Annotated in this window: 22 protein-coding genes; 4 read left to right on the top strand and 18 right to left on the bottom strand. The window is 71.1% G+C overall.

Going from position 1 to position 22,130, the window contains the following annotated elements:
• The first annotated feature begins 1 nt into the window (after position 1).
• From pqqC to pqqE, 3 genes are read left to right on the top strand one after another with little or no spacing between them, the layout of a single operon-like run.
• Entirely contained in the window at positions 2 to 751 is a 750-nt protein-coding gene (gene pqqC / locus FJ694_RS01600) for a pyrroloquinoline-quinone synthase PqqC (protein ID WP_157263735.1), read from the top strand.
• Positions 748 to 1,035, top strand: a complete 288-nt coding sequence (gene pqqD / locus FJ694_RS01595) for a pyrroloquinoline quinone biosynthesis peptide chaperone PqqD (RefSeq protein ID WP_157263733.1) — start codon at positions 748 to 750, stop codon at positions 1,033 to 1,035. The genes pqqC and pqqD overlap by 4 nt, the downstream gene beginning before the upstream one ends.
• Positions 1,035 to 2,210: a pyrroloquinoline quinone biosynthesis protein PqqE gene (pqqE, locus tag FJ694_RS01590; protein ID WP_157263731.1), complete on the top strand. Its 1,176-nt coding sequence runs from the start codon at positions 1,035 to 1,037 to the stop codon at positions 2,208 to 2,210. Before pqqD ends, pqqE begins: the two co-directional genes overlap by 1 nt.
• Before the next feature lie 59 nt (positions 2,211 to 2,269).
• Here the strand turns inward: pqqE and FJ694_RS01585 are convergent, their stop codons facing one another.
• From FJ694_RS01585 to FJ694_RS01570, 4 genes are read right to left on the bottom strand one after another with little or no spacing between them, the layout of a single operon-like run.
• Positions 2,270 to 3,274, bottom strand: coding sequence for a S49 family peptidase (locus FJ694_RS01585; protein ID WP_157263729.1), 1,005 nt, complete (start codon positions 3,272 to 3,274; stop codon positions 2,270 to 2,272).
• Positions 3,271 to 3,711: a Rieske (2Fe-2S) protein gene (locus FJ694_RS01580; RefSeq protein WP_157263727.1), complete on the bottom strand. Its 441-nt coding sequence runs from the start codon at positions 3,709 to 3,711 to the stop codon at positions 3,271 to 3,273. Before FJ694_RS01580 ends, FJ694_RS01585 begins: the two co-directional genes overlap by 4 nt.
• Entirely contained in the window at positions 3,704 to 4,372 is a 669-nt protein-coding gene (locus tag FJ694_RS01575; protein ID WP_157263725.1) for an HAD family hydrolase, read from the bottom strand. Before FJ694_RS01575 ends, FJ694_RS01580 begins: the two co-directional genes overlap by 8 nt.
• Before the next feature lie 55 nt (positions 4,373 to 4,427).
• Positions 4,428 to 5,360, bottom strand: a complete 933-nt coding sequence (locus tag FJ694_RS01570; protein WP_232539841.1) for an RluA family pseudouridine synthase — start codon at positions 5,358 to 5,360, stop codon at positions 4,428 to 4,430.
• Positions 5,361 to 5,994: 634 nt separating this feature from the next.
• Here FJ694_RS01570 and FJ694_RS01565 point away from each other — a divergent pair.
• A complete protein-coding gene (locus FJ694_RS01565; RefSeq protein ID WP_157263721.1) occupies positions 5,995 to 9,132 on the top strand; it encodes an Rne/Rng family ribonuclease in 3,138 nt (1,045 codons plus the stop codon).
• A 105-nt stretch (positions 9,133 to 9,237) separates the two neighbouring features.
• On the opposite strand, the gene nagZ is transcribed toward FJ694_RS01565, so the two are convergent.
• From nagZ to FJ694_RS01495, 14 genes are all read right to left on the bottom strand, one after another.
• The gene (gene nagZ, locus FJ694_RS01560) at positions 9,238 to 10,302 is read right to left on the bottom strand and encodes a beta-N-acetylhexosaminidase (protein ID WP_157263719.1); all 1,065 of its coding nucleotides are present in this window, start codon (positions 10,300 to 10,302) and stop codon (positions 9,238 to 9,240) included.
• Positions 10,299 to 10,709, bottom strand: coding sequence for a holo-ACP synthase (acpS, locus tag FJ694_RS01555; protein ID WP_157263717.1), 411 nt, complete (start codon positions 10,707 to 10,709; stop codon positions 10,299 to 10,301). The genes nagZ and acpS overlap by 4 nt, the downstream gene beginning before the upstream one ends.
• Complete coding sequence (locus FJ694_RS01550; RefSeq protein WP_157263715.1) at positions 10,706 to 11,497, bottom strand: pyridoxine 5'-phosphate synthase; 792 nt, start codon at positions 11,495 to 11,497, stop codon at positions 10,706 to 10,708. The genes acpS and FJ694_RS01550 overlap by 4 nt, the downstream gene beginning before the upstream one ends.
• A 20-nt stretch (positions 11,498 to 11,517) precedes the next feature.
• The gene (gene recO, locus FJ694_RS01545) at positions 11,518 to 12,291 is read right to left on the bottom strand and encodes a DNA repair protein RecO (protein ID WP_157263711.1); all 774 of its coding nucleotides are present in this window, start codon (positions 12,289 to 12,291) and stop codon (positions 11,518 to 11,520) included.
• A 7-nt stretch (positions 12,292 to 12,298) separates the two neighbouring features.
• On the bottom strand, positions 12,299 to 13,225 hold the full coding sequence (gene era, locus FJ694_RS01540) for a GTPase Era (RefSeq protein WP_157263855.1): 927 nt from the start codon (positions 13,223 to 13,225) through the stop codon (positions 12,299 to 12,301).
• 212 nt (positions 13,226 to 13,437) lie between these two features.
• Complete coding sequence (rnc, locus tag FJ694_RS01535) at positions 13,438 to 14,142, bottom strand: ribonuclease III (RefSeq protein WP_157263709.1); 705 nt, start codon at positions 14,140 to 14,142, stop codon at positions 13,438 to 13,440.
• 29 nt (positions 14,143 to 14,171) lie between these two features.
• Positions 14,172 to 14,540 (bottom strand): DUF4845 domain-containing protein, encoded by a 369-nt coding sequence (locus tag FJ694_RS01530; protein WP_232539852.1) that lies wholly within the window; start codon positions 14,538 to 14,540, stop codon positions 14,172 to 14,174.
• A 2-nt stretch (positions 14,541 to 14,542) separates the two neighbouring features.
• A complete protein-coding gene (gene lepB / locus FJ694_RS01525; RefSeq protein ID WP_157263705.1) occupies positions 14,543 to 15,508 on the bottom strand; it encodes a signal peptidase I in 966 nt (321 codons plus the stop codon).
• Between the two features lie 8 nt (positions 15,509 to 15,516).
• The gene (gene lepA, locus FJ694_RS01520) at positions 15,517 to 17,325 is read right to left on the bottom strand and encodes a translation elongation factor 4 (protein ID WP_157263703.1); all 1,809 of its coding nucleotides are present in this window, start codon (positions 17,323 to 17,325) and stop codon (positions 15,517 to 15,519) included.
• A 453-nt stretch (positions 17,326 to 17,778) separates the two neighbouring features.
• Positions 17,779 to 19,275: a DegQ family serine endoprotease gene (locus tag FJ694_RS01515; protein WP_157263701.1), complete on the bottom strand. Its 1,497-nt coding sequence runs from the start codon at positions 19,273 to 19,275 to the stop codon at positions 17,779 to 17,781.
• A 60-nt stretch (positions 19,276 to 19,335) separates the two neighbouring features.
• Positions 19,336 to 20,280, bottom strand: coding sequence for a MucB/RseB family sigma factor regulatory protein (locus FJ694_RS01510; RefSeq protein WP_198320674.1), 945 nt, complete (start codon positions 20,278 to 20,280; stop codon positions 19,336 to 19,338).
• 52 nt (positions 20,281 to 20,332) lie between these two features.
• Positions 20,333 to 20,977, bottom strand: a complete 645-nt coding sequence (locus FJ694_RS01505; protein WP_157263697.1) for a sigma-E factor negative regulatory protein — start codon at positions 20,975 to 20,977, stop codon at positions 20,333 to 20,335.
• Positions 20,978 to 21,004: 27 nt separating this feature from the next.
• Positions 21,005 to 21,613, bottom strand: coding sequence for an RNA polymerase sigma factor RpoE (rpoE, locus tag FJ694_RS01500; protein WP_157263695.1), 609 nt, complete (start codon positions 21,611 to 21,613; stop codon positions 21,005 to 21,007).
• 7 nt (positions 21,614 to 21,620) lie between these two features.
• A complete protein-coding gene (locus tag FJ694_RS01495) occupies positions 21,621 to 22,106 on the bottom strand; it encodes a hypothetical protein (RefSeq protein WP_157263693.1) in 486 nt (161 codons plus the stop codon).
• Between the last annotated feature and the right edge of the window lie 24 nt (positions 22,107 to 22,130).

Raw genomic sequence — 22,130 nt, 5'->3', positions numbered from 1 at the left:
CATGCGAGCCGACATCCTGCTGCAAGCCCCCGCTCCCTTCGACGGCCGCCCGGCCTGGAGCCGCGAGGAGTTCGAAGCCAAGTTGCGCGAGCGCGGGCGCAGCTACCACATCCACCACCCGTTCAACGTGATGCTCAACACCGGCAAGGCCACGCCGGAGCAGGTGCGCGGCTGGGTGGCGAACCGCTACTACTACCAGATCGCGATTCCGGTGAAGGACGCCAACGTGATGGCGAACTGCCCGGACCGCGAGGTGCGCCGCGGCTGGGTGCAGCGCATCCTGGACCACGACGGGTTCGAGATCGGCGGCATCCAGGACCCGGGCGGCATCGAGGCCTGGCTGCGGCTGGCCGAGGCCGTGGGCCTCACGCGCGAGGAAGTCACGGACCTGCGCCACGTCATCCCGGCGCTGCGCTTCTCGGTCGATGCCTACATCAATTTCGCGCGCAAGGCGCCGTGGCAGGAGGCGGTGTGCTCGTCGCTGACCGAGCTGTTCGCTCCGGAGATCCACAAGCAGCGCCTGGCGACCTGGCCGCAGCACTACGGCTGGATCGAGCCCGAAGGCCTGAGCTACTTCCGCAACCGCGTCAGCCAGGCGCGGCGCGACGTCGAGCAGGGCCTGGCCATCACGCTGGACCACTTCAACACCCGCGCGCTGCAGGAGCGGGCGCTGGAGATCCTGCAGTTCAAGCTCGACATCCTGTGGGCCATGAACGACGCCATGGCGCTGCGCTACGGAGTCAACGAATGACGACGGGCACGCCGGCGCTGGACGCCGTGCCGCGCATCGGCCGCGGTTTCAGGCTGCAGTGGGAAGAGGTGCAGAACTGCTTCGTGCTGCTCTACCCGGAAGGCATGGTCAAGCTCAACCAGAGCGGCGGCGAGATATTGAAGCGCTGTGACGGCACGCGCAGCGTGGCGCAGATCGTGGCCGAGCTGGAGCAAGCCTTCAATGCGCAGGGCCTGCAGGGCGACGTGCTCGCCTTCATGGAAATCGCCGGCAAGCAGCGCTGGCTGGAGTGGGAGGCCGCCTGATGTCCGCCGCCTCGCCCTTGCCCGCCACCGGCGCCGCGCTGGCCGCGGCGCGCCCCGGCCCGCCGCTGTGGCTGCTGGCCGAGGTGACCTACCGCTGCCCGCTGCACTGCGTGTTTTGCTACAACCCGGTGGACTTCGCCCGGCACGACCAGGAGCTTTCCACCGCCGACTGGCTGCGCGTGCTGCGCGAGGGCCGCGAGCTCGGCGCCGTGCAGTGCGGCTTCTCCGGCGGCGAGCCGCTGCTGCGCGACGACCTCGAAGAGCTCGTCGCCGAGGCGCACCGCCTGGGCTACTACACCAACCTGCTGACCTCCGGCGTGGGCCTGACGCCGCAGCGCGCCAAGGCGCTCAAGGATGCGGGCCTGGACCACGTCCAGCTCTCGTTCCAGGACTCCACCAGGGAAGTCAACGACTTCCTCTCCCACACCAAGACCTTCGACCTCAAGCGCCGCGTCGCCGCGCTGATCAAGGAACAGGGCTGGCCGATGGTGATGAACGTGGTGCTGCACCGCCTCAACATCGACCACATCGACCCGATCATCGCCCTGGCCGACGAGCTGGGCGCGGAGTACGTCGAGCTGGCCAACACGCAGTACTACTCCTGGGCCTTCCTGAACCGCGAGCAGCTGCTGCCCACGCGCGAGCAGCTCCAGCGCGCCGAGGCCGTGACGGACGCCTGGCGCGCCAAGCTCGGCGACCGGATGAAGCTGTTCTTCGTCGCGCCCGACTACCACGAGGGCCGGGCCAAGAAGTGCGTCAACGGCTGGGGCAGCATGTTCATCACCGTCACGCCCGACGGCGACGTGCTGCCCTGCCACACGGCCAAGATGCTGCCCGGGCTGACCTTCCCGAACGTGCGCGACAGCTCCATCCGCGCCGCCTGGTACGACTCCGAGGGCTTCAACCGCTACCGCGGCACCGGCTGGATGAAGGAGCCCTGCGCCAGCTGCGAGCACAAGGAGCAGGACCTGGGCGGCTGCCGCTGCCAGGCCTACATGCTCACCCACGACGCCCAGGCCGCCGACCCGGTCTGCGCCAAGAGCCCGCACCACCACCTGGTGCAGGAGGCGGTGCAGCGCGTCGAGAGCGGCGCGAGCACGCCGGTGCGCGAGCAGCCGCTGGTGTTCCGCGATCCGGGGAATTCGAGGCGGCTGAGCGAGAAGCTCAAGGCCTGAACGGAGCCCCAACGAAAAATGCCCGCCGAAGCGGGCATTTCCCTTTCTAGGGCGGGCTGTCAGCGCAGGTTCACCGACGCTTGCAGCGCCTTGACCGCCCCGGCGCCGACCGCCGCGCCGAAGCGCTTGGCCAGGCGCTCGGCCACGTTCTCCTTGGGCGTGTAGTCGATGACCTCCTCGGCCTTGACTACCTCGCGCGCGACCATGTCGAGGTTGCCGAAGTGGTCGGCCAGGCCCTGCGCCACGGCGTCCTCGCCGTTCCAGAACAGGCCCGAGAAGGTCTGCGGCGTCTCCTTCAGGCGCTGGCCGCGGCCTTCCTTGACGACGCTGATGAACTGCTGGTGGATCTGGTCGATCATGGCCTGCGCGTAGGCGCGCTGCTGCGGGTTCTGCGGCGAGAACGGATCCAGCATGCCCTTGTTCTCGCCCGCGGTGAGCAGCCGGCGCTCCACGCCCAGCTTCTCCATCAGCCCGGTGAAGCCGAAGCCGTCCATCAGCACGCCGATGGAGCCCACCAGGCTGGCCTTGTCCACGTAGATCTCGTCGGCGGCCACGGCGATGTAGTAGGCGCCCGACGCGCACATCTCCTCCACCACGGCATAGACCGGCTTCTTGTGCAGCGCCTTGAGGCGGCGGATCTCGTCGTTGACGATGCCGGCCTGCACCGGCGAGCCGCCGGGGCTGTTGATGCGCAGCACCACGGCCTTCGCCCCCTGGTCCTGGAACGCGGTGCGCAGCGCCGCGACCATGTCCTCGGCATTGGCCTCGGAGTCCACGGCGATCTCGCCGCGCACCTCGATCAGCGCCGTGTGCGGGCCGCTGGGCGTGGTGACGTGCGAGCGCTGTGCCAGCAGCGCCCAGGCAATGGCCAGGAACAGCCCCAGCCAGGCCAGCCGGAAGAAGATGCGCCAGCGCCGCTCGCTGCGGCGTTCGCGCACGAACTCGCGCGCCACCTGCTCCATCACGGCTTCGTAGCTCGGACGCGGCGACGGCGTGGGCGCGGCGTCGCGGCGGGGCACAGGCGCCGCATCCGGCGCATCGCCGGGCCGGATTTCATCGTTCATGGGGAGGGCTCTCTCGGGGAAGGTTCAGCCGGCTCGACCGGCCGGATGTCGGCGCAAGGATACCAATACACCTGTTCGCTCCTTTCCTCGACGCGCACCGGCCGCAGCCGCCCGCGCCCGCAGGGCCCGCCGGCGCAGCGGCCCGTGGCCGGCTCGTAGGCCGCGCCGTGGATGGAGCAGAGGATCCATTCGCGGTCCGCGTCCAGGAACTCGCCGCGCTGCCAGTCCATCTCCACCGGCACGTGCACGCAGCGGTTCACGTAGGCCACCACCGCCCCGTCGAAGCGCAGCGCGAAGGCCGTGGCGCGCTGGCCCCACAGCAGCACGTCGAACACGACCGCCTTGCCCTTCTCAGCCAGGTCGGCGCCGGCGCACAGGCGGCGCGGGGCGGCGTCCGGGACCGGCCTTGGCGCAGGCGGCAGCGGCGTGTCAGGCATGCTCGATCAGCCAGCCCCGCAGCTCGGCCACGGAATGCAGCACCGCCAGCGGCCGGTGCGCCGCGAAGGCCTCGGGCTCGTGCGCGCCGTAGCTCACGGCCAGGCTGGGCGTGCCGGCGTTGGCGGCGAGCTGCAGGTCGTGCGTGGTGTCGCCGATCATCAGCGTGCGCTCGGCCTCCGCGCCGAACTCGCGCATCAGCTCCAGCAGCATGCGCGGGTCGGGCTTCGAGGCCGTCTCGTCGGCGGTGCGGGTGGCGTCGAACAGGCCCGCCAGTTGCGAATGCGCCAGTGCCTCGTCCAGCCCGCGCCGGGCCTTGCCGGTGGCCACGGCCAGCCAGTGGTGGCGGCCTTTCAGCGCCTGCAGCATCTCCAGCGCGCCCTCGAACAGGCTGAGCTCATGCTGGCGTGCGAAGTAATGCGAGCGGTAGCGCTGCGCCAGCACCGGATAGCGCTCCGGGTGCAGGCCCGGCACGGCGTGGCGCAGCGCGTCGTGCAGCCCTAGGCCGATGACGTAGGCCGCGGCCTCGTCGGAGGGCACCGCCACGCCCAGGTCGGCGCAGGCGTCCTGGATGCAGCGCACGATCAGCGCGGTGGAGTCGAAGAGCGTGCCGTCCCAGTCGAAGACGATCAGGTCGAAGCGGCGGGGCAGGTTCGTGGTCATGACGCAAGTGTCAGCAGGGATCGGGCCAGGACGCTCGCGCCGGCCCATGTGAATCTCAGAGCCGTTCCAGCAGGCGAGCGCAGTCCTCGGGCAGCGGCGCCTCCAGCTCGATGCGCTCCCCGCTGGCCGGGTGGTCGAAGGCCAGGCGCCGCGCGTGCAGGAACATGCGCTCGAAGCGCAGCCCCGGCACCCGCTCGCCGCGCGCCAGGGCGCGGTTCAGGGCGAAGTCGCCGTACTTGTCGTCGCCGGCGATCGGGCAACCCTCGTTGGCCAGGTGCACGCGGATCTGGTGCGTGCGCCCGGTCTTGATGGTCACGTCCAGCAGCGTGAAGGCCTCGAAACGCTGGACGATCCTCACCAGCGAGATGGAACGCCGGCCGTCGGCATGGTCGGCGTCCACGGCGCGCACGCGGCGCTCGCCGGCGGCGTCGAGGTACTTGTGCAGCGCCACGTCGATGACCTTGCGCTTCTCCGGCCAGGCGCCCGTCACCAGCGCGGCGTAGGTCTTGCCCGTGTCGCGGGCGCGGAACTGGTCCTGCAGCGCGGTCAGCGCGCTTCGCTTCTTGGCGATGAGCAGCAGGCCGGAGGTTTCCTTGTCGAGGCGGTGCACCAGTTCGAGGAATTTCGCTTCGGGCCGAGCGCGGCGCAGCTGCTCGATGACGCCGAAGCTCACGCCCGAGCCGCCGTGCACGGCCACGCCGGCGGGCTTGTCGATGACGAGCAGGTGCTCGTCCTCGAACAGCAGCGGGAACTCGCGCGCGGGCACCGGCGGCGCGGCCGTGGGCGCGGGCAGCCGCACCGGGGGCACGCGCACCTCGTCGCCGATTTCCAGCCGCGTGTCGGCACCGGCGCGGCCCTTGTTGACGCGCACCTCGCCGGAGCGGATGACGCGGTAGACGTGCGTCTTGGGCACGCCCTTGAGCACGCGCAACAGGAAGTTGTCCAGGCGCTGGCCCTGCGAGCCCTCGTCCACCGTGAGGCGCTGCACGCTCGGGGCGGCTGCGACCTTCGGGGGATTGACAGCCGGCTGCGGGGCTGCGGAATTGGCGCCTATAATGCGTCGGCCCATGTGTGTTGTAAGTGCTTGATTTTTCACAGTTTACCGGCACTGCAGCATGCACCGGCCGCGCGCAAGCGCAAAAACCCGGTGATGCAACGCGGTCGCTGCGGCGGCGGGCCCGGTCCCCAAGTGACCCGGCAGCCCCCCAGCACGGCGGAAGAGACACCGTAGAAGAAGCCCCCCTGCCGTGTGGCAGGGACCGAACAAGGTTTTAAAGGGTGCAAGGCCTGACGGGCCCTGCATCCCGCGTCCAGTTGCCGTGCGCATGTCGTCGCCCTCTCCCCTCGAACTGACCGCCAAGCGACCCCGGGATACCGGCGTGGTCGCCGCCGGCCTGCCTGTCGCCGGTGGCGACGGGCCGTGGAGATGCGTCTTCGGTGCTTGTTTTGCTGTTGTGCCGCACGCAGCCCCGCTGCCGTGCCAGGCACCTGCTTGATGCCGGCCCCGGGCGATTCCTGACCGACGCTTCTTCCACGACTCTCGTGCATCGGACAGCCGCTCGTGGAGGACACGGGCGGCGCTGAGAGAGGCGGCCGCCATCGATGCGGCCGCAGGAGTGCACATGAAGCGCATGCTGATCAACGCCACGCAGCCCGAAGAGCGGCGGCTGGCGATCGTCGACGGCCAGAAGCTGCTCGACTTCGAGACCGAGATCGAAGGACGCGAGCAGCGAAAAGGCAACATCTACAAGGCCGTCGTCACCCGCGTCGAACCGTCGCTGGAAGCCTGTTTCGTCGATTACGGCGAGGACCGCCACGGCTTCCTGCCGTTCAAGGAGATCTCGCGCCAGTACTTCAAGGAAGGCGCCGAGGTCAAGAACGCGAGGATCAGCGACGTCATCCGCGAGGGGCAGGAGCTGCTCGTGCAGGTGGAAAAGGAAGAGCGCGGCAACAAGGGCGCGGCGCTGACCACCTTCGTGAGCCTGGCCGGGCGCTACCTGGTGCTCATGCCCAACAACCCCCGCGGCGGCGGCGTGAGCCGGCGCATCGAGGGCGAGGACCGCGAAGAGCTCAAGGAGGCGATGGACCAGCTGGAGCACCCGAAGGGCATGAGCCTGATCGCGCGCACCGCGGGCATCGGGCGCTCGGCCGCCGAGCTGCAGTGGGACCTGAACTACATGCTCAAGCTGTGGAGCGCCATCGACGGCGCCGCGCAGTCGGGCAAGGGCGCGTTCCTGATCTACCAGGAGAGCTCGCTCGTCATCCGCGCCATCCGCGACTACTTCACCGCGGACGTCGGCGAGATCCTGATCGACACCGACGACATCTTCGAGCAAGCGCAGCAGTTCATGAACCACGTGATGCCGGAGACGGCCGCACGTGTGAAGCGCTACCGCGATGACGCGCCCCTGTTCAGCCGCTTCCAGATCGAGCACCAGATCGAGACGGCCTTCTCCCGCACCGTGAACCTGCCTTCGGGCGGCGCCATCGTCATCGACCACACCGAGGCGCTGGTGGCCATCGACGTCAACTCCGCGCGCGCCACGCGCGGCGGCGACATCGAGGAGACCGCCACCCGCACCAACCTCGAAGCCGCCGACGAGATCGCGCGCCAGATGCGGCTGCGCGACCTGGGCGGGCTGATCGTGGTGGACTTCATCGACATGGAGGAGTCCAAGAACCGCCGCGAGGTCGAGCAGCGGCTGCGCGACGCGCTGCGCCAGGACCGCGCCCGCGTGCAGTTCAGCTCCATCTCCAAATTCGGGCTGCTGGAACTCTCGCGCCAGCGCCTGCGCCCGGCCTTGAGCGAGGGCAGCCACATCACCTGCCCGCGCTGCAACGGCACGGGCCACATCCGCGACACCGAATCGTCCGCGCTGCAGATCCTGCGCATGGTCCAGGAGGAGTCGATGAAGGAGAACACCGCCGCCGTGCACGTGCAGGTGCCGGTGGAGGTGACGAGCTTCCTGCTCAACGAGAAGCGCACCGAGATCACCAAGATCGAGCTCAAGCAGCGCGTCACCGTGCTGCTGGTGCCCAACAAGCACCTGGAGACGCCCAACTACAAGCTGGAGCGGCTGCGCCACGACGACCCGCGCCTGGAGAACCTGCAGGCCAGCTACACGATGATCGAGGAGCCCGACGACGAGGTCGGGATCACGCGGCGCGAGAAGACGAAGCCCAAGCAGGAGCCGGTGATCAAGGGCATCCTGCCCGACACCACCGCGCCGGTGGCGCCGCCGAAGCCCGCGCCCGCGCCGGCCCCGGTGGCGGCCGCTCCGGCGCCCGCGCCCGTGGCGGCGCCCGCGCCGGCCGCGCAGGCCGCGGGCGGCGGCTTCTTCGCCTGGGTCAAGCGCCTTTTCGGCGTGGAGACGGGCGGCAGCGCCCCGGTGGCATCCGCCGCCGGCGTGGCGGCCCCGGCGGCCGCCCCGGCCGCGTCCGCGGCCCAGGGCTACCCCTTCCCCGAGGCGCGCGAGACGCGCCGCCGCGAGCGCGGTGAGCGTGGCGAACGCTCCGAGCGCGGTGGCGAGCGCGGCGAGCGTGGTGGCCGCCGCGACGGCAGCCGCGCCCGCCCCGAGGAGTCGCGCCGCAACGGCGAGGCGCGCGGCGAGTTCCGCGAAGGCCGTGACAGCCGCGAAGGCCGCGAGGGCCGCAATGGCGGCGAGCGCGAGCGCGGCCGCCGTGCCGAAGCCGTCGAGAGCGTCAACGGCTTCGAGCCGCGCGCCGAGCGCGGCGAACGTCCGCCGCGCGGCGAGCGCGTCGAACGCGCGGAGCGCCCGGAGCGTGGCGAGCGCGCGGAGCGTGCCGAGCGCGCCGAGCGTCCGGAGCGTGCCGAGCGCGTGGAACGCGAGGACCGTCCCGAGCGGGCTGAGCGTGCCGAGCGCGGCGAGCGCCCGGAACGCGCCGAGCGTCCGGAGCGTGGCGAGGGCCGCCGCGGCCCGCGTGCCGAGCCGGTGACGCCGCCGCCGCTGCAGGAGGATCCGCTGGCCGTCGCGGCCGAGCTGATCGAGAGCGCGCCGGAGCAGCTGCCGCCGGTGGCTGCCGGCGACGAGCTGGACCTGGACGCGCAGGCCGAGCAGAACCGCCGCCGTCGCCGCCGCCGTGGTGGCCGCGACCGTGACGAGCTGCGCGCCGAGGGCGATGCCGCCGAGGCCATGGCCGAGGCCGTCGCGGCCGAGGGTGGCGAGGTCATGGGTGACACCGCCGTGACTCCGGCGGCGGGCGAAGGCGCCGAGGCCGCTCCCGTGGCTGCCGAAGAGACTGGCGAGGCCGACACGCGCCGCCGCCGCCGCCCGCGCCGCGAGCGCGAGCCGGTGGCTGCCGACGCCGCCGCTGACGCCATCGCCGCCGCGGCCATGGCCGAGGGCGCCGTCTCCGCGGCGGCCGCCGACCACGCCCCCGTGGGCGAGGAGGAGCCGGTGGGCGTGCTGCCGGTGCTGCCCGAGGCGACGCCGCCCGAAGGCGACCGCTTGGCGCCGCATGCCGACGCCGAAGCGGTGCCTGCCGCCGAGCCCTTCGAGCTGCCGCTGACCGAGCTGCAGGCGCTGGCCGAGTCGGCCGGGCTGCAGTGGGTGCACTCCGACGCCGAGAAGGTGCGCGCCGCGCAGGAAGCCATCGCCAACGAGCCGCCGCCGGTGCACGTGCCGCGCGTGATCAAGCCGGTGGTGCTGGTGGACGAGGGTCCGCTGGTACTGGTGGAGACGCGCAAGGACCTCACCCAGGTGAAGCTGCCTTTCGAGCTGGAAACCGCCGTGCAGTGATGCGGCGACGGCCCGGGTGACCGGGCCGGACGCGCTCAAGGACGAACGCCGCCGGGGCTTGCGCCCCGGCGGCGTTTTTTCATGCCGGCCGGTTGAGCCTGCGGCTCAGGGCAGCCGCTCCAGCGCCCGCTGGTACACCGCCTGGTGCATCAGGTCGTCCCACGGCACCGGCGCGCCCTGCGGCAGCAGCGCCACGCGGCGCGCCTCGCTGTCGGGGTCGAGTTGCCAGGCGCCCTGCTCCAGCGCGGCCTGCAGCCCGTCGAGCAGTTCGTCCACCGCCGCGCCGCCGTCCAGCGACTGGTTGCACAGCAGCACCAGGTCGCAGCCGGCGGTGAGCGCCGCCACCGCGGCGTCGGTGTAGCTCACGACTGCGCCGTCCAGGCGCCGCGCGCCTTCCATGCTCAGGTCATCGCTGAACACGGCACCGGTGAAACCCAGGCGGCCGCGCAGGATGTCCTGCAGCCACTTCGCCGAGAAGCCGGCCGGGCGCGCGTCCACCTTCGGGTAGATCACGTGCGCCGGCATCACCGAGCCCAGCCCGGTGGACAGCCATTCGTAGGGCTTGGCGTCCTCGGCCAGGATCGCCCGCAGCGAGCGTTTATCGACCGGCACCTCGGTGTGCGAGTCGGCGTGGGTGAAGCCGTGGCCGGGGAAGTGCTTGCCGCAGGCCTGCATGCCGGCCAGCAGCAGCCCGTGCATGAGGCTCTTGGCCAGCAGCGCGGCCACTCGCGCGTCGCGGTGGAAGGCCCGGTCGCCGATGACGGCGCTCTGGCCGTAGTCCAGGTCCAGCACCGGCGTGAAGCTGAAGTCCACGCCACAGGCACGCAGCTCCGAGGCCAGCACGTAGCCGGCGGCGGTGGCGGCGTCGGTGGCGGCCATGGCGTCCCGCATCCACAGCTCGCCCAGGCGCGCCATCGGCGGCAGGTGCGTGAAACCGTCGGTCCTGAAGCGCTGGACGCGGCCGCCCTCGTGGTCCACGCAGATCAGCACGTCCGGGCGCAGGCTCTTGATCTCGGCGGTCAGCTCGGTGAGCTGGCGCCGGCTTTCCCAGTTGCGGGCGAACAGGATCAGCCCGCCGGTGAGCGGGTGCTGGAGGCGGCGGCGATCGGCGTCGTCCAGCGCCAGGCCGGCGATGTCGAGCACCACCGGGGCGTGCTGCAGGGAAGTCATTCGGTGTCCTGGGTGAGTTTCTTTTCGACGACGACGAAGCTGACGGCGTAGTCGGTCTCGTCGCTCAGCGTCACATGGCCTTGCCAGCCCTGCGCCTCGAACCAGTCGCGCAGCGCGCCGTGCAGTTGCAGGTAGGGCTGGCCGCTGGCGTGGTTGAGGATCTCGCAGTCGCGCCAGCGCATGGGCATGTGCATGCCCAGGCCGATGGCTTTGGAGAAGGCCTCCTTGGCCGAGAAGCGGGTGGCGAGGTAGGCGATGCCGCGCGCCTCGGAGCGGGCGCGCCGCGCGGCGAACACCTGCTGCTCGCTCGGGCCGAGCACGCGCAGCGGGAAGCGGTCGCTCTTGCGGCCGAGCGTGGCGGCGATGCGCCGCACGTCGCAGACGTCGGTGCCGATGCCGACGATCATGGGTTCGGAGCGAAGGCCTGCTGGATGCAGCGCTGGTAGCCGCGGATCGTCTCGGCGTAGCCCAGCTCCAGCGCGTCGGCGATCAGCGCGTGGCCGATCGACACCTCCGCCACCCCCGGCACCTCGCGCAGGAAGCGGGTGAGGTTGTCGCGGTTCAGGTCGTGCCCGGCGTTGACGCCCAGGCCGGCGGCCAGCGCCGCTTCCGCCGCGCGGACGTACTGTGCCAGCACCGCGTCCTCGTCGGCCGTGCCCCACGCGCGGGCGTAGGCCTCGGTGTAGAGCTCGACGCGGTCGGCGCCGGCCTGCGCGGCGAAGGCCATGGCCTCGGGCAGCGGGTCCATGAACAGGCTCACGCGCACGCCCAGCGCCTTCACCTGCTGAATCACCGGGACGAGGCGCTCCAGGTCGGCCGGCAGGTTCCAGCCGTGGTCGGAGGTGAACTGCTCGACGTTGTCCGGGACGAAGGTCGCCTGGTGCGGGCGCACGGCCTCGATGAAGCCGACGAGGTTGTGGAAGGGGTTGCCCTCGATGTTGTATTCGACGTGCGGCCAGGCCTTCAGGAACTCGGCCAGCGCGTGCACGTCCTCGGCGCGGATGTGGCGCTCGTCCGGGCGCGGGTGCACGGTGATGCCCTGCGCGCCGGCCTGCAGCACCTGCTCCGCCGCGCGGATCACGCTGGGAATGCCCAGGTGGCGCGTGTTGCGCAGCAGCGCGACCTTGTTGAGGTTGACCGAGAGCGCGGTGCGGGCGTCGCGCGCCTGGGATTCGGGAGCCACCAGGGGATTCATCGCTCGAAGGAAGGGGGATTTCAGGCTGCTGGAGCGGCGGGGACGCCGATGAGCCGCTGCAGGTCGCGCATCACCTCGCGGGTGCGCAGCAGCGGGGAGCCGAGATGATAGTGAAGCAGTGCGCGCAGCTGGCTGCGCAGCGGCTGCAGCGCCGCGAGGCAGCCGGCCTGCAGCGCGCCCAGGTCGCCGGCGTCGAGGGCGGCCTGCAGCGCCGTCCAGGCCTGGCCGCTGAGCGCGGCCTCGGCGCCGCCGGCGTCCACGAGGCCCGATTCGGCGCGCAGCGCGTAGCGGACGCGCGGCTCGGTGGCTTCCAGCCGCAGCGTCACCTGCGCCAGGTCGGGCAGCAGGCCGGTGTCGCGCAGCAGCAGCAGCTCGAAGGCGCGCAGCGCCGCCTGCGCGTGCAGCTCGTTGCCGCCGCCCAGCGCGGGCAGCGTGGCGGCGTAGGCGTCGAAGAGCGCGGGGTGCGGGTCGTGCCGGGCGAGCAGCTTCATCAGCAGCTCGTTGAGGTAGAAGCCGGAGAACAGCGCCTCGCCGGCGAGCATGGGCGCACCGCCGGCCCAGTCGGCGCCGCGCAGCAGCTGCACCTCGGCCTCGGCGCTGCGGCCCAGGTGCACGTTCAGGCGCTGGAACGGCAGCAGCACCGGGCGCAGCTGCGAGTACGGGCGCTTGGCGCCCTTGGCCACCACGGCGATGCGGCCCTGGCCGCGGGTGAACAGGTCCAGCACCAGGCTGGACTCGCTCCAGTCCCAGCGGTGCAGCACGTAGGCCGGCTGGGGCGGAGCCTTGGCCTTCACGCCGGCCTTACTCGTAGCCGTAGGAGCGCAGGTGCTCCTCGCTGTCGGCCCAGCCCGAGCGCACCTTGACCCAGAGCTCGAGGAACACCCGGGCGTCCATGAGCCGCTCCAGCTCCTGGCGCGCCTCGCTGCCGATGCGCTTGAGCACCTCGCCCTTGTCGCCGATGACCATGCCCTTGTGCGCCTCGCGCTCGACGACGATGGTCGCGGCGATGCGGCGCAGCTTGCCCTCTTCCTGGAACTTGTCGATCACGACGGTGCAGCTGTAGGGCAGCTCGTCGCCGGTGAGGCGGAACAGCTTTTCCCGGATCAGCTCGCTGGCCAGGAAGCGGTCGCTGCGGTCGGTGAGCGCGTCCTCCTCGTAGAACCAGCCCTGCTCGGGCAGGTACGGGCGCACGATGCCCAGCAGCCGCGTCACGTCGGCCTCCTTGCGGGCGGTCATCGGCACGAACTCGGCGAAGTCGCGGCGCTCCTGCATGGATTTCAGCCACGGCAGCATGTCGTTGCGGCGCTGCACGGCGTCGAGCTTGTTGGCGATGAGCAGCACCGGCTTGTCGGCGGGCAGCAGCGCCAGCACCTTGGCGTCGTCCAGCCCGAAGCGGCCGGCCTCGACCAGGAACAGCACCACGTCCACGTCGGAGAGCACGCCCTGCACGGTGCGGTTGAGGTTGCGGTTCAGCGCCGTGGAGTGCTTGGTCTGGAAGCCCGGCGTGTCCACGAACACGAACTGCGCGTCGCCCTCGGTGCGGATGCCGGTGATGCGGTGGCGCGTGGTCTGCGCCTTGCGCGAGGTGATGCTCACCTTCTGGCCCACCAGCGCGTTGAGCAGCGTGCTCTTGCCCACGTTGGGCCGGCCGACGATGGCCACCAGGCCGCAGCGCTGGCCGGCGGCGGCCGCTGCCGACTTGCCGCCGAAGACGGCGTCCAGGTCCACAGCCTGGCGCGCGTCGCCGTCCTGCTCGTCACCCTCCGGGGCGTCCGCCGCGTCGTCCTCGGCGCCGGTGTCGGCGCCCTCCTCCACCGCGCCGGAAGCGTCGGGGTCGGAAGCGAAGTCAGGAGGCGTGTCGGCGCCTGCGGCAGCGGCGGCCTCGGGAGGCTGGGCGGCCGGCGCGGAAGGGTCTTGGTCGGGATTCACGGTCATTCGGTTCAGGAGCGCAGCGGCCCGCCGGGGCGGTCGCTGGACTTGAGGATGTCGAGCAGCCGCCGCGCGGCGTCCTGCTCGGCGGTGCGGCGGGAGCGGCCCTCGCCCGGGGCGGCCAGGCCCAGCGCGGGCTGGGCGCATTCGACTTCGAAGGTCTGGGCATGGGCCTGCCCGCGCGTGGCGACGATGCGGTACACCGGCACCGCCAGGCGGCGCGCCTGCAGCCATTCCTGCAGCTCGGTCTTGGGGTCCTTGCTCCAGCCGTCCATCTCGGTGGAGGCGATGACCTCGCCGAAGAGGCGGCGCACCAGCGCTTGCGCCGGCTCGAAGCCGCCGTCGAGGAAGGCCGCGCCCAGGATCGCCTCCAGCGCGTCGGCCAGGATGGAGGGGCGCTGCGCGCCGCCGCCGCGGGCTTCGCCCTCGGACAGGCGCAGCACTTCGGGCAGCCCCAGCTGCAGCGCGACGCGGTGCAGGCTGTCCTCGCGCACGAGATGGGCGCGCACGCGGGTCAGGTCGCCTTCGTCGGAGCCGCTGAAGCGCTCGTAGAGCATGGCGGAGATGGTGACGCTCAGGACGGCGTCGCCCAGGAACTCGAGGCGCTCGTTGTGATCGGCGCCGAAGCTGCGGTGCGTGAGCGCGCGCTGCAGCAGCCGCGGCTGCGCGAAGCGGTAGCCCAGGCGCTGCTGCAGCGCTTCGATTCGATGGTCCATGTCAGGATGTGCGGGCAAGTGGCGCGCCTTCAACGGGAGCGGCCGTGGTACTTGATGAGCAGGTACACCGGGGCCATGAGCTCGATCTCCTTGGCGTAGGCGAAGCGGATGACGACCTGGTCGCCCTCGCGCTCGATGGCCAGGTCATCGCCGCGCAGCACCGCCAGCGGGGGCTCGCTGCCGCGCAGCCGATCGTACGCGGCACGGATCTCGGCCGGGCTGCCGTTGGTGGCCGCCAGCCGCTCGACGGCACGGCGCACGGCGTAGTACTCGTTGACGGAGGGCAGCACCCGCACGGCCGCGAGCGCCGCCGCGGCCACCAGCAGCGCCCACAGCAGCAGGCTCGGCGCGGACAGCCCGCGCTGCCGGCGCGTGTGCAGCGGCGGCTGCGGGCCCATCCTCAATGGAAGGCGCCGATGCGGCCGAGGTTGCCGAAGTTCATCCACACGAAGAAGGCCCGGCCAACGATGTTCTCGTCGGGCACGAAGCCCCAGTAGCGCGAGTCCTGCGAGTTGTCGCGGTTGTCGCCCATCACGAAGTAATGGCCCGCGGGTACCTTGCAGCTCACGCCCTCGGCGCTGTAGCGGCAGGCCGAGCTGTTGGGGAAGGCGTGGTTGCCGGGGATGAAGGCGGGGCGGTCGCGGTCGATGAGGATGCGGTGCTCCACCTCGCCCAGCTTCTCGCTGTACTGCTGCGCGTAGCGCAGGCTGTCCTCGTCGTAGAAGTCGGGCAGCTGCTGCATCGGCACCGGCTGGCCATTGATGGTGAGCCGCTTGTTGAGGTAGCTGACCTCGTCGCCGGGCAGGCCCACCACGCGCTTGATGTAGTCCACGCGCGGATCGACGGGATAGCGGAACACGATCACGTCACCGCGCACGGGCTCGCGGTTGTCCACGATCTTCTTGTTGATCACGGGCAGCCGGATGCCGTAGTGGAACTTGTTCACCAGGATCAGGTCGCCCACCATCAGCGTCGGGATCATCGAGCCCGAGGGGATCTTGAAGGGCTCGAACAGGAAGCTGCGCAGCAGGAACACGGCCACGATCACGGGAAAGAGGCCCGCCGTCCAGTCCAGCCACCAAGGTTGCGCCAGCACCTTGCGCCGCGCCTCGGTGACGTCGCCGTCCACCTTCTCGATGCCCATCTTCGCCAGCTCCGCGCGGCGCGAGGCGGCCTGCACCTCCAGCTGCGCCGCGGCGGCCTCGCGCGCGGGGCGGAAGCGCAGCCGCTCGGCCAGCCAGTACACCATCGTCACCAGCGTGAGGATGAACAGCAGCAGGGCGAAGTTGCCCATCCAGTAGCCCAGGAACCAGCCGCCGAGATAGACGATCAGGGCCCCGTACAAGAGCGCGGTGAGGGAACTCATTCGTTGTGTCAGTCGTCCACCTGGAGAATGGCCAGGAACGCTTCCTGCGGCACCTCGACGGTGCCGATCTGCTTCATGCGTTTCTTGCCGGCCTTCTGCTTTTCGAGCAGCTTGCGCTTGCGGGTGATGTCACCGCCGTAGCATTTTGCCAGCACGTTCTTGCGCAGCGCCTTGATGTTCTCGCGCGCGATGATGTTGGCGCCGATGGCCGCCTGGATCGCCACGTCGTACATCTGGCGCGGGATCTGCTCGCGCATCTTGGCCGCCACGGCGCGGCCGCGGTACTGGCTCTGCGAGCGGTGCACGATCATCGCCAGCGGATCCACCCGCTCGCCGTTGATCAGGATGTCCACCTTCACCACGTCGGCTGCGCGGTACTCCTTGAACTCGTAATCCATGCTGGCGTAGCCGCGCGAGACGGATTTGAGCTTGTCGAAGAAGTCCAGCACGATCTCGGCCAGCGGCAGCTCATAGGTGAGCATCACCTGGCGGCCGTGGTAGGCCATGTTGAGCTGCACGCCGCGCTTCTGGTTGGCCAGCGTCATCACCGGGCCGACGTAGTCCTGCGGCATGTACAGGTGCACCGTGACGATGGGCTCGCGGATCTCGCGGATGCGGCCCACGTCGGGCATCTTGCTCGGGTTCTCGACCTCGATGACCTCGCCGTCGCCGAGCTCCACCTCGTACACCACGCTGGGCGCGGTCGTGACCAGGTCCTGGTCGAATTCGCGCTCCAGCCGCTCCTGCACGATCTCCATGTGCAGCAGGCCCAGGAAGCCGCAGCGGAAGCCGAAGCCCAGCGCCTGCGACACCTCGGGCTCGTAGCGCAGCGAGCTGTCGTTGAGCTTGAGCTTCTCCAGCGCGTCGCGCAGCTGGTCGTACTCGCTGGCCTCGCTCGGGTACAGGCCCGCGAACACCTGTGGCTGGATCTCCTTGAAGCCCGGCAGCGCCTCGGTGGCGGGGCCGGCGTTGTTGGGCAGCTTCTTCTCCAGCGTGACGGTGTCGCCCACCTTGGCCGCAGCCAGCTCCTTGATGCCGCAGATCACGAAGCCCACCTCGCCGGCGCGCAGCACGTCGCGGTTCTCGCTCTTGGGCGTGAACACGCCCAGGTGCTCGATGCCGTAGACGGCGTTGGTGGCCATCATGCGGATGCGCTCGCCCTTGCCGATCTGGCCATCGACCACGCGCACCAGCATCACCACGCCCACGTAGTTGTCGAACCAGGCGTCGATGATCATGGCCCGCGGCGGGCCGTCGGCGTTGCCCTTCGGAGCCGGCATGCGCGTGACCACGGCTTCGAGGATGTCGTCGATGCCCATGCCGGTCTTGGCCGAGCAGGGAATCGCGTCGGCGGCGTCGATGCCGATGACGTCCTCGATCTCCTCCTTGGCGCGCTCCGGGTCGGACTGCGGCAGGTCCATCTTGTTGAGCACCGGCACCACCTCGACGCCCAGGTCCAGCGCCGTGTAGCAGTTGGCCACCGTCTGCGCTTCCACGCCCTGGGACGCGTCCACCACCAGTAGCGCACCCTCGCAGGCCGACAGCGACCGGCTGACTTCGTAGCTGAAGTCCACGTGCCCCGGCGTGTCGATGAGGTTGAGGTTGTAGGTCTTGCCGTCGCGCGCCTTGTACTGCAGCGCCGCGGTCTGCGCCTTGATCGTGATGCCGCGCTCGCGCTCGATGTCCATCGAGTCGAGCACCTGGGCCTCCATCTCGCGGTCGCTCAGGCCGCCGCAGCGCTGGATCAGGCGGTCGGCCAGCGTGCTCTTGCCGTGGTCAATGTGGGCAATGATGGAGAAGTTGCGGATGTGGTCCATGCGAACGGCAATGCGAGGGGCCGAGGCCGCGGGCGGCGTCGGGCGCAGGCCGCGCTGCCTGCACGGGACCCTGCGGATCGGCCCGGCGACACGCCGCGCCGGCGGCCTGTCGGGGTCAAAAAAAAGGCACGTCGAAACGGTGACGCGCCTTCCAACAAAACGTATGGCAACTGCTTGTTGGGCCTTCATTGTAGCCAAAAGACCCCCGCCGGCCAGCCTCAAACAGTCACCGCGGCGGGTCTTCCGGTCTCGGCCAGCGTCACTTTTCAACAGTTTATCCACATCGTAGCCGCCTGCTACGGTCTCGGGCAATGCCCTTTGCCGCACGCCGCGCAATCCACAAGCCGCAAATGCCGGACATTCCAACCCGGCAGGCAGTCAATGCCGCATCGTGAAAAAACCCGGCGCCCGAGTGGGACGCCGGGTCTTGGCTGCCGGCTGCCGCGGCCTGGCTCAGCGCGCGTTGCCGCCGCCCGGGCGGATGACCACGAACGTGGTCTGGTCGCCGCGGCGCACCAGCACCGACAGCGGCTTGGACTTGTCGGCCTTCTCCACCAGGCCGGTGAACTGGCGCGCGCTGGTGATCTCGGTGTTGTCCAGGGCCAGGATCAGGTCGCCCTCGCGCAGCCCGGCACGCGCCGCCGCACCCTCCACCGACTCCACGCGCACGCCGCGGCCCTTGAGGTCGCGGCGCTGCGCCTCGGGCAGGTCCGACACCGACAGCCCGATGGACGTGGGGCTGCTGGCGCGCGGTGCGCTCTCGGCCTGCGCGGCGCGGCGCGGCTTGTCGGGCTCGATCTCGGCCACCGTCACTGTCAGGTCGCGGTAGTTGCCACGGCGAAACACCTGCAGCGTCGTGCGCGTGCCGGGCTTGGTGCCGCCGATGACGCGCGGCAGCTCGCCCGAGCGCTCCACCGTCCTGCCCTCGACCTTGGTGATGATGTCGCCGGGCTCGATGCCGGCCTTCTCCGCCGGGCTGCCCGCTTCCACGTTCTGCACCAGCGCGCCCACCGGCTTGCCCAGGCCGATGGATTCCGCCACTTCCTTGGTCACCGGCGCGATCTGCACCCCGATGCGCCCGCGCACCACGCGGCCGTTGGTGCGCAGTTGCTCGGCCACGCGCATGGCCTCGTCGATCGGGATGGCGAAGGAAATCCCCATGAAGCCGCCGGAGCGGCTGTAGATCTGCGAGTTGATGCCGATGACCTCGCCGCGCATGTTCAGCAACGGCCCGCCGGAGTTGCCCGGGTTGATGGCCACGTCGGTCTGGATGAAGGGCAGGTAGTCGCCCGTGTCGCGCTGCTTGGCGCTGACGATGCCGGCGGTGACGGTGTTGTCCAGCCCGAAGGGCGAGCCGATGGCCACCACCCACTCGCCCACGCGCAGCCGGCCCACGTCGCCGATGCGCACGAACGGCAGCCCGGTGGCCTCGATCTTGACCACGGCCACGTCGGTGCGGGTGTCGGCACCCACGATGCGCGCCTTGAGCTCGCGCTTGTCGGGCAGCGTGACGATGACCTCCTCGGCGCCCTCGACCACGTGCGCGTTGGTCATGACGAAGCCGTCGGCGCTGAGGATGAAGCCCGAGCCCACGCCGCGCTGCTGTGGCTCTTCGTTGCCGCCGCCAGGGGGGGTACCGCGCGGGTTCGGCCGCCCGGGCAGCGGAATGCCGAAGCGGCGGAAGAACTCCTCCAGGCCCTCGTCCATCTCCGGCGCGCCGCGGCTGGCCGAGCGCGCGCGCTCCAGGGTGCGGATGTTGACCACCGCCGGCCCCACGCGCTCCACCAGCTCGGTGAAGTCGGGCAGCACCTGGGCCTGTGCCGGGGCCTGGGCCGGTCCCTGCTGCGCGCGCGCCGGCGCGGCCAGCGCCGCGCCCAGGCTCAACGCCGCCAGCGCGGCCAGCGTGCCTCGTCGGGCCTGCCGGCCCAGCAATACGCCATCGATTCGCATGCGTTTCCCTTGCGTGTTGAAGTGATTTTTCCGGAGGGACGTCCGGATTCCTGACCGGGGCTAGGTCCGGCGTGCCAGGCCGGCCGCGAACTTCTGCAGGGTGCCCAGGGGCACCTCGCCCACCACCGTGATCCACCAGGTGCCATGCCTCTGCATCAGCGTGTGGGTGGCGCCGATAGCGGTCTGGACCGGGTGCTGGCGTCCTTCGCGGTAAGGCTCGATGAACAGCGAGACATGCGTGAGGCCGTCGGCCCACACCGCCTGCAGCGTCGTGCTGCCCTGCCCGTCTTCGTTGTCATCGAGCACGCGCTTGACGCAACTGAGCTGCTCGAAGCCGGGCACGACCGGCGCGCTCCAGCCCTCAGCCTCCAGCCGCGTGCGCACCAGCGCCGGGCGCAGCACGCGGTAACCGTCGAGCTTGCGCATCGGGCGCAGCACGGTGTCGGGCTGCGCGCGCACGTCCAGCGCCAGCTCGGTGAAGGCGGCGCTCTCCAGCACGCGGCCGTCGCTGGCCAGCAGGTCCACGCGCAGCGGCAGGGCGGTGTGGGGGTCCATCCACAGACGCTGGGCAAAGCGCAGGCCGTCGCGGGGGTGCAGCAGCACCACGTGGGCCTCGTGGCCGGCGACGCGGTCGCTGCCTTGGGGGCGCCACTCGTATCGCTCCAGCAGCTGGGTGTCCGGCCGCGCGCGCATGAGCACCGGCATCGACGCGCCGGGCTCGCGCTGCTCGATCACGGCCAGCTTGCGCTCGGGCCACAGCGTCAGCACCACGTCGTCGTGGCGGAACACGCGCCGCAGCTGCCCATCGAGCATCTCCATGCGCTCGTACTGGTGGCCACCTTCGCCGTAGTGGGCCACGCGCGAGCTGCTGACCATGCCGCCGGCGCTGTGCACCAGCGTGCCCTGGAAGTTGCGATGCTGCGCCGCGTCGCGTAACCGCTGCAGCCAGATGGCCGCGTCGGACGGCGCCGCGGCCATCAGCGGTGGTGCGACAAGAACTGCCAACGCCGGCAACACCCCCTGCACGAACCCTCGCCTGCGCATCGCTGCGTTCGCCTCAGCGCTGGGCTGCCGAAACCCGCGTAGCCACGACCGGCATCGCGAAGCTGCTGCCCCACTGCTTGTGGGCCACGAGGTAGCGGTCGAGCTGCGCGTCGCGCAGCAGCCGGTCGTCGGCCTGGGCCACGGTGCCCGACTCCGCCGCCGGCGGCAGCGCCCGCACCTCGGACACCGGCGTCCGCTGCGTCGGTGCCGGTGCCTGGGCGATCACGGCGCCGCCTCCCTGCCCAGGCTGCACCGGCTGCAGCCGCGCCACCACCAGCACGCCGCCCACGGCCATGACGCCCGCAGCCACCGCCGAGGCCGCCCAGGCGCGGCGCGGGATGCGCCGCTGGCGCCGTGGCTCCAGTGCGAGCGCCGGCACCGGCGCCGGGGTCGGCGCCAGCAGTACCGGCTCCGCGGCCAGGCGCTCGCGCAGCCGCAGCACGAAGGCCGCATCGTGGCCGGGCGGCTGTGCCAGGTCCTGCGAGCGCATCACGTCGCCGATGAGGTGGTAGCGGTGCCAACTCTCGCGCAGCCGCGCATCGCCGCGGCAGGCGTCGGCCAGGCGCGCGGCGGCGGCGGCGTCGAGCTCGCCATCCATCAGCGCCGACAGTGCCTCCTGTTCGGGTTGCGTCGGATCGGGCCGGTCGTTGTCGAGCATCTGGAACTCCATGGATTCAGGACCGCCCTACCAGCGCTCGTCGCCGCGCGTGCCCAGCAACGGGCGCAGGCGCTGCGCGATGGCCTCGCGCGCGCGGAAGATGCGCGAGCGCACGGTGCCGATGGGACAGTTCATCACTTCAGCGATCTCTTCGTAGCTCAATCCCTCGATTTCGCGCAGCGTGATGGCCTGACGCAAATCTTCCGACAGGGCATCGATGGCGGCATTGACGGTGGCGGCCACTTCCTTGCTGGCCAGCACTGCCTCGGGGGTTTCGCCGTCGCTTAGTTCGTTTTCCACCCGGGAAGTTTCCTCGCCGTCCTCGCCATGCGTGACATATGCCGCTTCGGGCACCAGCGGGTCGCGCTTGAGGTCCACCAGCGCCTTCTTGGCGGTGTTGACCGCGATGCGGTAGAGCCAGGTGTAGAAGGCGCTCTCACCGCGGAACTGCGGCAGCGCGCGGTAGGCGCGGATGAAGGTTTCCTGCGCGATGTCGGCCACCAAGTCCACGTCGCGCACCATGCGCGCGATGAGCCGCTCCACGCGGCGCTGGTACTTGATCACCAGCAGCTCGAAGGCGCGCTGGTCCCCGCGCTTGACGCGCTCCACCAACACGGCGTCGGCCTCGGCACTCATCGCGGCTTCATCCTTGCCGCGGCGCGCCGGTGGCGGCGCCCTCCGCGGCCGGGGGTCGTGCATGCAGCGCGCAGCGCAGCGCGTGCCAGTGCGCGGCGTGGCGCGAACGCGACAGCGCCAGCCAATGCCCTCGCGCCGCGCGCGGCGCACCGGACGGCGTCGGGCACAGGCGCAGCAGCAGCCACGGGCCCAGGTCGATCATCAGCTGCGCCCGGCCGGCGCACGGCCGCGCCTGGCCGCGCAGCCACAACTGCCACTGCGCGCCATCCCAGGCCAGCGCCGCGGCCTGCGGCGCGCGCCGCCGCCACGGCCAGGCGCCGCCGGCCAGCGCTGCCGCCGCGGCCGCGCCGAAGGCCCAGGCCGGCGCCAGCTCCAGCCGCAGCGCCAGGCCCAGCACCGGCACGGCCGCCGCCGCGGCGCCCAAAAGGCAAAGGCCGACACGCCAGGGCGTGTCGGCCTCCAGGGTCAGGTGAACGGCCGGGGCCGTGCGCATGCAGGCAGCGGACAGAGCTTCGGC

It is taken from the genome of Azohydromonas aeria, assembly GCF_009760915.1.
GTDB lineage: Bacteria > Pseudomonadota > Gammaproteobacteria > Burkholderiales > Burkholderiaceae_C > Azohydromonas > Azohydromonas aeria.
This window is presented reverse-complemented; position numbering and strand designations above follow the sequence as displayed.

What these genes read in the sequence shown, in the direction of transcription:
- pqqE (WP_157263731.1), top strand. Translation starts at nt 1,035, where the DNA reads ATGTCCGCCGCCTCGCCCTTGCCCGCCACCGGCGCCGCGCTGGCCGCG.
- FJ694_RS01550 (WP_157263715.1), bottom strand. Translation starts at nt 11,497, where the DNA reads ATGAATCCCCTGGTGGCTCCCGAATCCCAGGCGCGCGACGCCCGCACC.
- lepB (WP_157263705.1), bottom strand. Translation starts at nt 15,508, where the DNA reads ATGAGTTCCCTCACCGCGCTCTTGTACGGGGCCCTGATCGTCTATCTC.
- pqqD (WP_157263733.1), top strand. Translation starts at nt 748, where the DNA reads ATGACGACGGGCACGCCGGCGCTGGACGCCGTGCCGCGCATCGGCCGC.
- FJ694_RS01575 (WP_157263725.1), bottom strand. Translation starts at nt 4,372, where the DNA reads ATGACCACGAACCTGCCCCGCCGCTTCGACCTGATCGTCTTCGACTGG.
- FJ694_RS01495 (WP_157263693.1), bottom strand. Translation starts at nt 22,106, where the DNA reads ATGCGCACGGCCCCGGCCGTTCACCTGACCCTGGAGGCCGACACGCCC.
- FJ694_RS01515 (WP_157263701.1), bottom strand. Translation starts at nt 19,275, where the DNA reads ATGCGAATCGATGGCGTATTGCTGGGCCGGCAGGCCCGACGAGGCACG.
- lepA (WP_157263703.1), bottom strand. Translation starts at nt 17,325, where the DNA reads ATGGACCACATCCGCAACTTCTCCATCATTGCCCACATTGACCACGGC.
- rnc (WP_157263709.1), bottom strand. Translation starts at nt 14,142, where the DNA reads ATGGACCATCGAATCGAAGCGCTGCAGCAGCGCCTGGGCTACCGCTTC.
- FJ694_RS01530 (WP_232539852.1), bottom strand. Translation starts at nt 14,540, where the DNA reads ATGGGCCCGCAGCCGCCGCTGCACACGCGCCGGCAGCGCGGGCTGTCC.
- FJ694_RS01585 (WP_157263729.1), bottom strand. Translation starts at nt 3,274, where the DNA reads ATGAACGATGAAATCCGGCCCGGCGATGCGCCGGATGCGGCGCCTGTG.
- rpoE (WP_157263695.1), bottom strand. Translation starts at nt 21,613, where the DNA reads ATGAGTGCCGAGGCCGACGCCGTGTTGGTGGAGCGCGTCAAGCGCGGG.
- FJ694_RS01565 (WP_157263721.1), top strand. Translation starts at nt 5,995, where the DNA reads ATGAAGCGCATGCTGATCAACGCCACGCAGCCCGAAGAGCGGCGGCTG.
- nagZ (WP_157263719.1), bottom strand. Translation starts at nt 10,302, where the DNA reads ATGACTTCCCTGCAGCACGCCCCGGTGGTGCTCGACATCGCCGGCCTG.
- acpS (WP_157263717.1), bottom strand. Translation starts at nt 10,709, where the DNA reads ATGATCGTCGGCATCGGCACCGACGTCTGCGACGTGCGGCGCATCGCC.
- FJ694_RS01505 (WP_157263697.1), bottom strand. Translation starts at nt 20,977, where the DNA reads ATGCTCGACAACGACCGGCCCGATCCGACGCAACCCGAACAGGAGGCA.
- pqqC (WP_157263735.1), top strand. Translation starts at nt 2, where the DNA reads ATGCGAGCCGACATCCTGCTGCAAGCCCCCGCTCCCTTCGACGGCCGC.
- FJ694_RS01580 (WP_157263727.1), bottom strand. Translation starts at nt 3,711, where the DNA reads ATGCCTGACACGCCGCTGCCGCCTGCGCCAAGGCCGGTCCCGGACGCC.